A 14141-nucleotide genomic window follows, 5' to 3' on the forward strand; every position below is an offset into this window, starting at 1 on the left:
CATCCGGATCTTCCATGAGCATCACCCCCCAGGACATCCGTTCGGCCTTGTCGCGGGTCATCAATCCCGATACCCGCAAATCCCTGGCCGTGACGGAATCCGAATTGCAGATCGTCGCGTCGGGCGACGCCTTTGATATCACTGTAACCCTGGGCTATCCCGTATTCAATGGCGAACAGGCCCTGGGCGAAGCCATCCGGACGGCGCTGGCCGCCGCCGGGGCGCCGCTGGGCGCCCTGAGCTTCCGTTCGCGGATCGCCACGCATGCCGTGCAGCGCGGCCTGCGGCCGCTGGATTCCGTGCGCAACATCATCGCCGTGGCTTCCGGCAAGGGCGGCGTGGGCAAGAGCACCACCGCCGTGAACCTGGCGCTGGCGCTGCAGGCCCAGGGCGCCCGGGTGGGCCTGCTGGACGCCGACATCTACGGCCCCAGCGTGCCCATCATGCTGGGCTTGTCGGGCAAGCCCAAAAGCCCCGACGGCAAGAGCATGGAACCCATGATGGGCCACGGCCTGCAGGCCAATTCCATCGGCTTCCTGATGGATGACGACGGTCCGGCCATCTGGCGCGGCCCCATGGTCACCCAGGCGCTGACGCAGTTGCTATCGCTTACGAATTGGAACGATCTGGATTACCTGATTGTGGACATGCCGCCGGGAACCGGCGATATTGCCTTGACCATGGCGCAAAAGGTTCCGCTGACGGGGGCGGTCATCGTCACCACGCCGCAGGACCTGGCCTTGGCCGATGCCCGCAAGGGCCTGATCATGTTTCAAAAGGTGGATGTCCCGGTGTTGGGGATCGTGGAAAACATGTCCGTGCACGTATGCTCGAATTGCGGGCACGTCGAACCCATTTTCGGGCAGGATGGCGGCCGCCAACTGGCCGCCACGTACCACCTGCCGTGGCTGGGGTCTCTGCCGCTGCAGCTCGACATCCGTCAGGAGACCGATTCGGGCCGGCCCAGCGTGGTAGCCTCGCCCGAGGGCCGGGCGGCGGCGCTGTATCACCAGATCGCCCATCAATTGGCGGTCCACGTGGCGGGTCAGCCGCTGGATGATTCTGGCGAGCGCCCCCGGGTCGTGGCCCGCAAGACCTGATGCCGGGGGGAGGGACTGCTTTCGGGGTCACGGGCCGATCGGCCCGGCGCCTGGCCGTCTGCGGTTCCGTCTGTCTGCTGCTGGCCCTGCCCAACGGCAGGCCCGCCCAGGCGGCTCGCCCCGAGGTCATCATCGACCCCGGCTCCTCGCCCCCCAAAGTCCTGCAGGCCATCACCGAAGCCGTCGGCGCCATCACGCGCCTGGCGGAAGACCAGGACGTCCGCGAAGTCTCGCGCCTGCGCCGCCGGGCCTGGGACGCGGCCCAGGCCGCCTTGCAGACCCAGGGGTATTTCTCCGCCAAGGTCACGCTGGACGTCTCCGACGGCGCCCCGAACGGCGGCGAGTTCTGGGACATCACCATCGATCCGGGCACCCGGACCCGCGTGCGCCAGCTGGGCCTGTCGTTCCAGGGGGCGTTGGCGGGATCCGCCTACACCAGCCGCCGGGACGTCCTGAAGGCCAATTGGCTGCTGAAGCCGGGCATGCCCTTCATCAACGACGATTGGCACACCGCCAAGTCCGGCCTGCTGGACGCCGTGGCGCAGCGGGATTTCTATTTCGCCCGCCTGGATCCGACGCGGGCCGTGGTCGATCCCCAGGCCTCCAAGGCGGATCTGGACGTGACCGTCGACAGCGGCCCGCCGGTGCGCCTGGGACAGCTGCAGGTGATCGGCCTGAAGCGGGTCCCGGAATCCCTGATCCGCCGCTACGTGCGCTACGACCCGGGCGATCCCTACGACCAGACCAAGCTGGAAGACTGGCAGCAGGCCCTGCAGTCCACCTCGTTTTTCCGGGGGGCGTTCGTCACCCTGGTCGACGGCAGCCGGGCGGCGCCGGAGGAAAAGGCCGCGGAGCGCCGCGACCCCGATGAGCGCAAGGCGGCAATGGCGGCGCACCCGGCGGGAGACGATCCCGTGACCCTGCCCGTGCGCGTCCAGGTGACGGAAGCCCCCGCCCGCTACGCCAGCGGGTCCCTGGGGGCGGACAGCGATCACGGGGTGCGGGTCGAGGGCCTGTACCGGCAGAACGTCGTCTACGGCCTGCCGGTCTGGATCGAGACCGGGGCGGGGGTGGACATGAAGCGCCAGCGGGCGTTCTTCGACGTGCACCTGCCCCCCACGCTGAACGGCTACAAGGACAGCTTCGGGCTGCTCTACGATCATTCGGACATCGAGGGCCTGGAAACCAGCCGCACCGGCGTGGGCTGGAAGCGCACCCAGGAGCGCAAGGCCGCGGGCGACAGCCGCGTGGAATATGAAACCACCTGGAACGCCCTGATCGCCTACGACAAGACGCGGATCTCGGGGGCCTACGACTACGAAGTCCCCAGCTGGGCGGCGACCTGGCAGTGGCTGCGGCGCGACGTGAATGCCAAATACGATCCCCGCGAGGGCAATCTGATCGAATTCGGCCTGGGGGTGGGCACGACGCTGGATGACGGCAAGCCGTTCTACCGCAGCAGCCTGCGCGCCCAGCAATGGTGGTCGCTCAGCGACCGCGACGTGCTCACCGTGCGCGGCGAAATCGGCAAGGTCTGGTCGCAGACCGACAGGCTGCCGCAGGACTTTTCCTGGCGCACGGGCGGTTCGCGCAGCATCCGCGGCTATCGCTACCAGAGCATCGGCCTGCAGCTTGGCGATGCGGTCATCGGGGCGCCCGTCCTGGGCGTCGCCAGCATCGAATACACCCACTATTTCACCGATATCCTGGGCGCCAATGTCTTTGTCGATGCCGGCGATGCGGCGCCTTCCTTTGGCCAGTTCGACTGGCACCTGGGCTACGGCGCCGGCGTGGCGGTGCGCACCCCGGCCGGGCCGTTCAACGTCGATCTGGCCTGGGCGCAGAAAGACCGCCGCCTGCGCCTGCAGTTCTCGCTGGGGATCGCGTTTTGACCCGGCTGGCCCGACTGCGCGAACGGCTGCGGCGCGGCCTCAGGATCTTCTGGCTGTGGATCCTGCCGCCGCTGGTGACCGTGCTCGTCCTGGGCGTCGGCTTCGCCTGGTGGTGCGTCTCCAGCCCGACCGGCACCCGCTGGCTGCTGCGCACGGTCGCGGCCCAGTTCGACGGACAGGTCCAGGGGGTGCGCGGGTCCATCCGCCACGGTCTGTACGTCGAAGGCCTGAGCCTGTCCCTGCCGGATGCCGACGTGCGCGTGCTGGGCCTGCACCTGAAGGCCCTGTGGCCCGAACTGCTGGACCGCCGCCTGCACATCAACGACTTGTCGGCGGTGCGGGTGGACGTGACCGTGCGGCCGTCCGCCGGTCCGGCGGAGGAGCCGTCCGAGCCCTTCCGGATGCCGGCCTTGCCCCTGGGGCTGCGGGTCGATCGCCTGTCGCTGGGAGGGCTGGGGCTGAGACTGGGGACCGGGCAGCTGCCGGTGGAAGTGCTGTCGGTTTCCACGGCGCTGACGCTGGATGCCGATACGGCGGCCGTGACGCTGGATCAGCTGCAGCTGGCGCATGGCGACACCCTGGTGTCGGCCAATGGCAATCTGGCCCTGCGCGGCCTGGCCGCCCCCTGGCCTTTCGAACTGAATCTGCATGGCTCCGCCCAGGACCGCAGCGCGCAGTCGCCGGTCTGCGTCAGGCGCCTGCTGCAGGGGCCGCCCCCGGCGCGCGATGATCGGGCGGCGCCAGCCAATGCCTCGGACGAGACGCCGTGCCGGGTGGACCTGGACGTGCGCCTGAGCGGGACGCTGGACGCGTTTCACCTCGAGGCCCGGGGGCGGGGCGAAGGCGCCGACCTGCAGGCCGATGCCGAAGTCTTTCCGTCCCAGGCCTTTCCGCTGGGCCGGACCCGGCTGGCGCTGACCTTGCCGGGCCAGGCGGGGCTGGATCTGCAGGTGCAGCCGGGCCAGCCGGACGCGGACGGCCTGCGCCCCGTGCAGGCCAGGCTGAATGCCCGGGGCCTGGTCCTGACGCCGTGGCTGCCCCGCGAACTGGGCGCCACCCGCCTGGACCTGAGCGGCGAATTGCAGTTGCGGCTGACGGCCGCGCAACAGATGCAGGACCTGGGCCTGACGCTGCAGATCGATCCCGCCAGCCGCTGGAACGGCCAGGCCCTGGGCGGCCATGCCCGCGTCGCCCGCCTGGCGCGGGCCGAAGGGCCCTTGCTGGGCGTCGGCGGGACGGCGCCGCTGGATCTGTTGGGACTGCGGGCGCAAGGGGTGGACGTGGCGCTGAACCTGGGGCCGGATCGCCTGCGGCTGGCCGGGGAAGTGTCCGCCAATCAGACCCGCCTGTCCTTGCAGGCCGCGCTGCCGGCCCTGACCGCCCTGTGGCCGGGGATCCCCGGCGCCGCCGAACTGAAGCTGGACACGGAGGGCTCGCTGGGCCAGCATCGCCTGACCGCGCAAGGCCACTACACGCCGGCCCATCCCCAGGCCGGCGTCCCCGGGCGTTCGCCGCTGGATGCGCGGCTGGCGCTGGAGGGCGGCTGGTCGCAGGAAAGCGGGTGGCAGGGCCGCCTGTCCGCCTTGCAGCTGCGCCATGCGGGCGCCCAGGTGCGCAGCCTGAACGCGGTGGACCTGGCCTACGATTCCGCCGGCCGATGGCGGGTGGGTCGCGCGGCGCTGGATGTCCTGCTGGACGGCCAGTCGCTCCTGCAGCTGCAGCATGAAGCGTCCTCGGGCCAGCCGGGCCAGTGGGAAACCCAGGGCCGGATCGACCCTCTGATCGTCACGCCGGAACGCATCGCCCGGCTGCAGACCTGGCTGGGCGCGTCCGATTCCCGCCTGGGCGGCGTGCAGACCGCGTTGTCCGAACAGGCGCGGCGCAGCCGCCTGCAGCTGGCCCTGGACTGGCATCTGAAGTTCGCGGGGACGCTGCAGGGCGACGTCCACCTGGCGCGCACCGACGGCGACCTGATCGTGCCGGGCGACGTGCCCATCCAGTTGGGGCTGGAAAACGCCAGGCTGGATGTGGCCATCCGCCCGACGTCGGACACGGCCAGCCGCGCGGCCCTGGATCTGCGGATCGACACCCGCGACATGGGCCGGATGCGCCTGCAGGCCGACACGCCGCTGCATGCCACGCCGGGCGGGGGGATCGGCATCCGGCCCCAGGATGAAAAGCATGTCCGCCTGCAGGCCGAATCCGAGGACCTGGCCTGGGTGAACCTGCTGCTGGGCGGGGCGGCCGAGGTCGGCGGCACCATTCATGCCGACATCACCGGTCGCAGCCTGGCGCGGGGCGGCTGGGCCCTGAGCGGTCCCCTGCGGGGCGAGGACATGCGGCTGCTGGTCGCGGACCAGGGGGTGCGCCTGCTGGACGGCACCCTGCAGGCGCATTTCGACGGCATGCGGCTGGTGCTGGATCATCTGCGGTTCCCCGCCGTGCGCCGCGTCGCCCCGAAGGAATGGCGCACGGCGACCTGGGTCGCCGAGAACCCGGACGCCCAGAACGGGCAGCTGGACGTGTCCGGACAATGGGACCTGGACGGCAATGCCGGACAGGTGCGGATCGCCTTTTCCCGCTACCCCATCCTGCAGCGTTCCGACCGCTACGCCATGATCTCGGGCGACGTGCTGATCGACGCAAGCCTGCCGAGCATCGGCCTGAGCGGCAAGATCACCGCCGACGCGGGCTGGTTCGACCTGGACATGCTGAACAACATCCCCTCGCTGGATGGCGACGTGGTGGTGCTCAAGCCCGGCGAGACGGCGCCGGCGCCGGCGCAAAGCCCGCCGCTGGACATGCGGGCCGATCTGACCATCGACCTGGGGCCGCGCTTCTACCTGACGGGCTACGGCCTGGATTCCGGCCTGGTGGGCAGCCTGAACCTGCGTCTGGACCAGGGCAAGCTGACCGCGCTGGGGGCCTTGCGCACCCGGGGCGGGGCCATCGACGCCTATGGCCAGCACCTGCAGCTGCGTCGCGGCACCGTCACCTTCCAGGGCGACATCGGCAACCCCGTGCTGGACATCCAGGCGCTGCGCACCGACGTGGCCGTGCAGGCCGGCGTGCAGGTGGCCGGGACCGCGCGGCGCCCGCGCATCGATCTGGTGTCGATTCCCGACGTCAGCGAAACCGAGAAACTGACCTGGCTGTTGCTGGGCCATGGCCCCGACGACGCCGGCGGCGACATGTCGCTGCTGTTTTCGGTGGGCAGCTCCTTCCTGTCGGGCGGCGAGCCTTTCTATAAGCGCTTCGGCCTGGACGAGCTGAGCATGCGTTCGGGCGAGCTGGGCAGCACCGGCAGCATCCTGCCCGTGGAAAGCGTCGTCAGCGGCCTGGACAGCGGCGCCAGTCCCATCGAACAGCGCTTTGTCATGGCCAGCAAGAAACTCAGCAAGGACCTGACCGTCAGCCTGGAACAGGCCCTGGCGCAGACCGGCACGGTCGGACGCCTGAGCTACCGCCTGACGCGGCGCCTGCGCGCCGAGATGACGGCGGGCACGGTCAGCGGCCTGGCGCTGGTCTACCGCTGGTTTTCCATGGACTGAACGGGCTTCGGCGAGGCCGGGGTCGACGGGCCGGGGTTTTCTCTTAAAATACGGCAATATTGCATTGAGGGTGTCCATGAGCATCAAGAACGACCGCTGGATCCGCCGCGCGGCGCAGGCCGGGATGATCGATCCTTTCGAACCCGGGCAGGTGCGTGCGGTGAACGGCCAGAAGATCGTCAGCTATGGCACCAGCAGCTATGGCTACGACGTGCGCTGCGCCCGTGAATTCAAGATCTTCACGAACATCAATTCGTCGATCGTGGACCCCAAGGCCTTCGACGCGCGTTCCTTCGTGGATTTCGAGGGCGATGTCTGCATCATCCCCCCCAATTCCTTCGCCCTGGCCCGCACGGTCGAATATTTCCGCATCCCGCGGTCGGTGCTGACGGTCTGCCTGGGCAAGAGCACCTACGCCCGCTGCGGCATCATCGTCAACGTCACGCCGCTGGAACCCGAATGGGAAGGCCACGTGACGCTGGAATTCTCCAACACCACGCCCTTGCCGGCCAAGATCTACGCCGGCGAAGGCTGCGCCCAGATGCTGTTCTTCGAGAGCGACGAGGTCTGCGAGACCTCGTATGCCGACCGGGGCGGCAAATACCAGGGACAACACGGGGTGACGCTGCCGCGCACCTGATTTCCAAACGCTGAAAGCTCCCGGTCCGGGGCAGGACGGGGGCATATCGGGCCGCGCAGGCGGTCCTTACGGTGATTGCCATGAAATTCCGCTTTCCCATCGTCATCATCGACGAAGACTACCGTTCCGAGAACGCCTCCGGGTTCGGCATCCGCGCGCTGGCGTCGGCCATCGAGGCCGAGGGCGTCGAGGTCCTGGGCGTCACCAGCTACGGCGACCTCAGTTCCTTCGCGCAGCAGCAAAGCCGCGCCAGCGCCTTCATCCTGTCCATCGACGACGAGGAATTCGACGAGGATTCCCCTGAAGACGTGGCCAACGCCATCAAGAACCTGCGCACCTTCATCGGCGAACTGCGTTTCCGCAACGAAGACATCCCCATCTACCTGTATGGCGAGACGCGCACTTCGCAGCACATCCCCAACGACATCCTGCGCGAGCTGCACGGCTTCATCCACATGTTCGAGGACACGCCGGAATTCGTGGCGCGCCACATCATCCGCGAAGCCCGCGCCTACCTGGACAGCCTCGCGCCGCCGTTCTTCCGCGAATTGCTGGATTACGCTTCCGATGGTTCGTATTCCTGGCATTGCCCGGGGCACTCGGGGGGCGTGGCCTTCCTGAAAAGCCCCGTCGGCCAGATGTTCCACCAGTTCTTCGGCGAAAACATGCTGCGCGCCGACGTCTGCAACGCTGTGGACGAATTGGGCCAGCTGCTGGACCACACCGGGCCGGTGGCCGAATCCGAGCGCAACGCCGCCCGGATCTTCCATGCGGACCACTGCTTCTTCGTCACCAACGGCACGTCCACGTCCAACAAGATCGTCTGGCACGCCAATGTGGCGGCGGGCGACGTGGTGGTGGTGGACCGCAACTGCCACAAGTCCATTCTGCACGCCATCACCATGACGGGCGCCATCCCGGTGTTCCTGCGCCCGACGCGCAACCACCTGGGCATCATCGGGCCGATTCCCCTGGAGGAATTCGATCCGGAGAACATCCGCAAGAAGATCGAGGCCAATCCCTTCGCCCGCGAGGCCGCCAACAAGCGCCCGCGCATCCTGTCGCTGACGCAAAGCACCTATGACGGCGTCATCTACAACGTGGAAATGATCAAGGAAAAGCTGGGTTCGGAAATCGACACCCTGCATTTCGACGAGGCCTGGCTGCCGCACGCGGCGTTCCATGAATTCTACGAAGACATGCACGCCATCGGGCCCAACCGCCCGCGCAGCCACGACACCATGATCTACGCCACGCACTCCACGCACAAGCTGCTGGCCGGCCTGTCGCAGGCGTCGCAGATCGTGGTGCAGGATTCCGAGACCCGCAAGCTGGACCGCAACATCTTCAATGAAGCGTTCCTGATGCACACCTCCACCTCGCCGCAGTACGCCATCATCGCGTCCTGCGACGTGGCCGCGGCCATGATGGAACCCCCCGGCGGCACCGCCCTGGTCGAAGAGTCCATCCGCGAGGCCCTGGATTTCCGCCGCGCCATGCGCAAGGTCGAATCCGAGTTCGGCAAGAACGACTGGTGGTTCAAGGTCTGGGGCCCCAACCGCCTGGTGGCCGAGGGCATCGGCAACCGCGAAGACTGGATGCTGGGTTCGGGCGACGAATGGCACGGCTTCGGCGACCTGGCCGACGGCTTCAACATGCTGGACCCGATCAAGGCCACGGTGGTCACGCCGGGGCTGGACATTTCCGGGACCTTCGCCGATACCGGCATCCCGGCGGCGCTGGTGTCGCGCTATCTGGTCGAACACGGCGTGGTGGTCGAAAAGACCGGCCTGTATTCCTTCTTCATCCTGTTCACCATCGGCATCACGAAAGGCCGCTGGAACACCCTGCTGACCGCCCTGCAGCAGTTCAAGGACGACTACGACCGCAACCAGCCGCTGTGGCGCGTGCTGCCCGAATTCAGCCGGGCGCACAAGCGCTACGAGCGCATGGGCCTGCGCGACCTGTGCCAGGAAATCCACGAGGCCTATCGCCATTACGATTTCGCCCGTCTGACCACGCGCGTGTATCTCAGCGACATGGTGCCCGCCATGCGCCCGGCCGATGCCTACGCCCGCATGGCGCACCGCGAGGTCGAGCGCGTGCCGGTGGAACAGCTGGAAGGCCGCGTCACCGGCGTGCTGCTGACCCCGTATCCGCCGGGCATTCCCCTGCTGATTCCGGGCGAGCGCTTCAACCGCGACATCGTCGATTACCTGAAGTTCACCCAGGAATTCAATCAGCAGTTCCCGGGCTTCGAGACCGACGTGCACGGCCTGGCCTATGAAACCGACGATCACGGCCATCGCCACTACTACGTGGATTGCATCCACGAGAACGCCTAGCGTCCCGCCGGCCTGATGCGCACGTCTGAATCGGGCGCCGCGATGGCGGGGACGACCGGGTGAGCCGCGACCGTTTCGACGTCGCCGTCATCGGGGCGGGGGCGGCCGGCATGATGGCGGCCGCCGTCGCCGGCCAGCGCGGCCTGCGCGTGGTGCTGATCGACCACGCCGAGCGCCTGGCGGAAAAAATCCGCATTTCGGGCGGCGGGCGCTGCAATTTCACCAACCTGGGCGCCAGCCCCGCCCAGTTCCTGTCGCGCAATCCGGATTTCTGCCGCTCGGCGCTGCGGGCCTATGGGCCGCAGGATTTCCTGGATCTCCTGCGCGCGCACGGCGTGTCCTGGCATGAAAAACATCGCGGGCAGCTGTTCTGCGACGATTCCAGCGAATCCGTCATCCAGGTCCTGCGCCGGGAATGCGATGCGGGCGGCGTGGCCTGGCGCATGCCGTGCGGGGTGCAATCCGTGGCGCGTGAGGGGGGCGGCTTCGCCCTGTCCACCGATGTCGGGCCGATCCGGGCCGCGCAACTGGTGCTGGCGACCGGCGGCATGGCCATCCCGCAGATGGGCGCCACGGATTTCAGCCTGCGGATCGCCCGCCAGTTCGGCCTGCGCATCGTCGAGCCGCGCCCGGCGCTGGTGCCGCTGACCTTCGATGCCGGGCATTGGCAGCCCTATGCGGCGCTTTCCGGGGTCGCCCTGGAAGTGCGTCTGTCCCACGAACAGCGGGCGCCGGAGGATCGGGCCGCCGCGCCGGGCCTGCCGGGTAGCGAGTCGGCGCCGGATAGCCCGGGCGGGCTGCCCGCGTCCCCGGATGGCGGTGCGGCGGCGCGCCCGGCTCGCGCCGGCCGCAAGCCGCGGCGCGGGGCCGGCCGCGCCGAATTTCTCGAAGACCTGCTGTTCACGCATCGGGGCCTGTCCGGTCCGGGCATCCTGCAGATCTCCAGCTATTGGCAGCCGGGCGACCCGATCCGCATCGATCTGGCGCCGGGCCAGGCCATGGGCGATGCCCTGGTGGCCGCCAAGTCGGGCAGCCGCCAGACGCTGCTGACCGCTTTGTCCGGCATCTGGCCCCGGCGCCTCGCCGAGGCCTGGCTGGCGCAAGAGGACGCTGCGGGGGCCTCGGCGGCGGGGTCCGCCCGCCACGCAAGCGGGCAAGGCGCGGCGGGCGGCCTGGGCGGCCTGCGTCTGGCCGATGTGCCCGACCGCCATTTGCGCGCGCTGGGCGAGGGCATCCACGGCTGGACTCTGTGGCCCACCGGCACGGCCGGCTACAAGAAGGCCGAAGTCATGCGCGGCGGCGTGGATACCGACGAACTGGACCAGCGCAGCCTGCAGTCGCATCGCTGTCCCGGCCTGTATATCGTGGGCGAGGCCGTGGACGTCACCGGCTGGCTGGGAGGCTACAACTTCCAGTGGGCCTGGGCCTCGGGCGCGGCCTGCGGGCGGGCGCTGACGGCGGCCCGCGCGGCAAACCCCGCCGGGTGGGGATAGAATCATTCCGACCATCACCCGAGGACCGCCATGACGACCAGCGCAGACGCCCAGCCAGCCATTCCGCAAGGGACCAAGCCCCTGAGCGGCATCCGGGTGCTCGAAATGGGCCAGCTGATCGCCGGCCCCTTCGCCGCCAAGATGCTGGGTGAATTCGGCGCGGAAATCATCAAGATCGAACCGCCAGGGCAGGGCGATCCGCTGCGCAACTGGCGCCTGATGCACCAGGGCACGTCCGTCTGGTGGCAGGTGCAGTCGCGCAACAAGCAGTCCGTCACGCTGGACCTGCGCCAGCCGGACATCCAGGACCTGGTGCGCCGCCTGGCGGCGGAATGCGACGTGGTGGTGGAAAACTTCAAGCCCGGCACCCTGGAATCCTGGGGGCTGGGCTGGGACGATCTGCATGCCCTGAATCCGCGCCTGATCATGCTGCGGGTGTCGGGCTACGGCCAGACCGGCCCGTACCGGGACCGCCCCGGCTTCGGCGTGGTGGCCGAGGCCATGGGCGGCCTGCGCCATTTAAGCGGCGAACCCGGCCGCGCGCCGGTGCGCGTGGGCGTGTCCATCGGCGATTCCCTGTCGGCCCTGCACGGCGTCATCGGCGTGCTGCTGGCCCTGCGGGCCCGGGATCAGCATGGCGTCGGCCAGATGATCGACGTGGCCCTGTATGAATCCGTCTTCAACATGATGGAAAGCCTGTTGCCCGAATACGCGGCGTTCGGCGAAGTCCGCCAGCCCGCCGGCAGCAGCCTGCCGGGCATCGCCCCCAGCAATGCCTATGCCTGCCGCGACGGCTACGTGCTGATCGCGGGCAACGGCGACAGCATCTTTCGCCGTCTGATGCAGGCCATCGGCCGCGACGACCTGGGCAACGATCCAGATCTGGCCCACAACCCCGGCCGGGTGGCGCAGGTCGCCCGGATCGATGGCGCCATCGGCGACTGGGCCGCCGCCCGCAGCCAGGACGAGGTCCTGGACATCCTGAATGCCGCCCGCATTCCCGCCGGGCGCATCTACGACATCGCCGACATCGCCGCCGACCCGCATTACCGCGCCCGCGACATGATCCTGGACCAGCCGCTGCCCGACGGCACGCCCTGCCAGGTGCCGGGCATCGTGCCGAAGCTGTCGGCGACCCCGGGCGGCATCGATGCGCCGGCGCCGGCCCTGGGCCAGCATACCGAGGCCATCCTGGACCGCCTGGGCGTGGATGCGGGCACCCGCGCCCGCTGGCGCGGGCAGGGCTGGATCTGAAACGGGCCGGCGGCGCGCCGATTGTTGAACACCCCCATTTCAGGGTATATTTTGCCCTTGCTGTCACCCGATGCGGGTGGGAGAGCGCCGTCCGTGTTCCAGACGGCCGCCGAAGGCGCAATTCGCCCGGAATCGCTCAGGCACCCCGTACCATTCGCATGATGCCGCACGCGCATCGCAGCATTCTGGAGAGATCCGCCCCCCGTTTCAGCGGGCGCGGGCGCCGAAGGTGAACCCCTGCGATGTGGGGCAACTCTCAGGCAAAAGGACAGAAGGGCGCTGCCGGCACGTGTGCCGCCCTATTGTTTTGGAGCCCTCCCATGTCTGCGCAGACTCCCCTCTTTGATACCCATGTCGCCCTGGGCGCGAAAATCGTCGACTTCGGGGGCTGGGACATGCCCCTGGCCTATGGTTCCCAGCTGGAAGAGCACCATGCCGTGCGCCAGGCCGTGGGCATGTTCGACGTCTCGCATATGCTGAACGTCGACGTCGCGGGCGCGTCCGCCCCCGATTTCCTGCGCCATCTGCTGGCCAACGACGTCGCCAAGATCGCGGGCGTGCCCGGCAAGGCCCTGTATTCCTGCATGCTGCGCCCCGAAGGCGGCGTCATCGACGACCTGATCGTCTATTTCTTCGCCTCCGACCGCTGGCGCATCGTCGTCAATGCCGGCACGGCCGACAAGGACGTCGCCTGGATGCGCGAGCAGGCCGAACCCTTCGGCGTCACGATCACGCCCCGGCGCGATCTGGCCATGGTGGCCGTGCAGGGCCCCAAGGCCCGCGAGATCGTCTGGGCCGTCCATCCCGAATGGCAGGCGGCCACCCAGGAACTCAAGCCCTTCAACGGCACGATGGTGGACGAGAACACCCTGGTGGCCCGCACCGGCTATACCGGCGAGGACGGTTTCGAGATCGTCCTGCCGGCCACGGCCGTCAAGGCGTTCTGGGATGCGCTGGCGGCCGCCGGCGTGCATCCCTGCGGTCTGGGCGCGCGCGACACGCTGCGCCTGGAAGCCGGCATGAACCTCTACGGCCAGGACATGGACGAGACCGTCCATCCGCTGGAATCCGGCCTGGCCTGGACCGTGTCGTTCAAGGACGAGACCCGCGACTTCATCGGCCGCGACGTCCTGGAATCCGCTGCGAAGGTCCGCGAACTGGTCGGCCTGAAGCTGCTGGAACGCGGCATCATGCGCAGCCACATGAAGGTGCGCACGGCGCGGGGCGAAGGCGAAGTGACCAGCGGCACCATGGCGCCGACGCTGGGCTTTTCCATCGGCCTGGCCCGGGTGCCTGTCGGCTCCGCGCCGGGCGATCGCGCCGAAGTCGAGATCCGCGGCAAATGGCTGCCGGCGGAAATCGTGCGCCCGCCCTTCGTGCGCAACGGCAAGGCGCTGGTCTGAACGCATCCGGCGAGTTAGCCTGACGAGTGCGGGCCGCCGGTCCGCCGCATCATTTTTTTCCTGACACACCATCACATTCACGGGGTACATCATGTCCATTCCCAACGACCGCAAATACACGGCTTCCCATGAATGGGTCAAGGCCGATGGCGATTGCTTCCTGGTCGGCATCACCGACGATGCCCAGGACCAACTGGGCGATCTGGTCTTCGTCGGCGACGTGCAAGTCGGCGCCAAACTGGCGGCGGGCGACACCGCCGCCGTGGTCGAGTCCGTCAAGGCCGCCTCCGACATCTACGCGCCGGTGGCGGGCGAAGTCGTGGCTTTCAACGAAGCCCTGAACGACCAGCCGGCCCTGATCAACGAGGCCGCCTACGACCAGTGGATCTTCAAGATCCGTCCCGACAATGCGGCCGACGCCGATGCCCTGATGGACGCCGCCGCCTACCAGGCCCAGGTTTAA

At 68.6% G+C, this 14141-nt stretch carries 9 protein-coding genes and 2 riboswitches; all 9 genes read left to right on the forward strand.

The features are described from left to right. Window positions 1-14: 14 nt before the first annotated feature. The 9 genes from apbC (at window position 15) to gcvH (ending at window position 14141) form a co-directional block, all read left to right on the forward strand. Complete coding sequence (apbC, locus tag Q0263_RS04415; protein WP_298013696.1) at window positions 15-1100, forward strand: iron-sulfur cluster carrier protein ApbC; 1086 nt, start codon at window positions 15-17, stop codon at window positions 1098-1100. Then, entirely contained in the window at window positions 1100-2992 is a 1893-nt protein-coding gene (locus Q0263_RS04420; RefSeq protein ID WP_298013698.1) for a BamA/TamA family outer membrane protein, read from the forward strand. The genes apbC and Q0263_RS04420 overlap by 1 nt, the downstream gene beginning before the upstream one ends. Continuing rightward, entirely contained in the window at window positions 2989-6543 is a 3555-nt protein-coding gene (locus tag Q0263_RS04425) for a translocation/assembly module TamB domain-containing protein (protein ID WP_298013699.1), read from the forward strand. The genes Q0263_RS04420 and Q0263_RS04425 overlap by 4 nt, the downstream gene beginning before the upstream one ends. A 76-nt stretch (window positions 6544-6619) precedes the next feature. Beyond that, window positions 6620-7183, forward strand: a complete 564-nt coding sequence (gene dcd, locus Q0263_RS04430; protein ID WP_298013701.1) for a dCTP deaminase — start codon at window positions 6620-6622, stop codon at window positions 7181-7183. A gap of 80 nt (window positions 7184-7263) precedes the next feature. Continuing rightward, window positions 7264-9528 carry an arginine/lysine/ornithine decarboxylase gene (locus tag Q0263_RS04435; RefSeq protein ID WP_298013703.1) on the forward strand — a complete coding sequence of 755 codons (2265 nt, stop codon included), beginning with the start codon at window positions 7264-7266 and terminating at the stop codon, window positions 9526-9528. A 59-nt stretch (window positions 9529-9587) separates the two neighbouring features. Further along, entirely contained in the window at window positions 9588-11021 is a 1434-nt protein-coding gene (locus Q0263_RS04440) for an aminoacetone oxidase family FAD-binding enzyme (RefSeq protein WP_298013705.1), read from the forward strand. A gap of 30 nt (window positions 11022-11051) precedes the next feature. After that, window positions 11052-12275, forward strand: a complete 1224-nt coding sequence (locus Q0263_RS04445) for a CoA transferase (RefSeq protein WP_298013706.1) — start codon at window positions 11052-11054, stop codon at window positions 12273-12275. A 67-nt stretch (window positions 12276-12342) separates the two neighbouring features. Next, window positions 12343-12438, forward strand: a riboswitch (glycine riboswitch). A gap of 12 nt (window positions 12439-12450) precedes the next feature. Next, window positions 12451-12557: riboswitch (glycine riboswitch) on the forward strand. Between the two features lie 38 nt (window positions 12558-12595). After that, window positions 12596-13678: a glycine cleavage system aminomethyltransferase GcvT gene (gcvT, locus tag Q0263_RS04450; protein WP_298013708.1), complete on the forward strand. Its 1083-nt coding sequence runs from the start codon at window positions 12596-12598 to the stop codon at window positions 13676-13678. 91 nt (window positions 13679-13769) lie between these two features. Further along, window positions 13770-14141, forward strand: a complete 372-nt coding sequence (gene gcvH, locus Q0263_RS04455; RefSeq protein WP_298013710.1) for a glycine cleavage system protein GcvH — start codon at window positions 13770-13772, stop codon at window positions 14139-14141.

Origin of the sequence: uncultured Castellaniella sp. (assembly GCF_937988725.1) — a bacterium.
Lineage (GTDB): Bacteria > Pseudomonadota > Gammaproteobacteria > Burkholderiales > Burkholderiaceae_B > Castellaniella.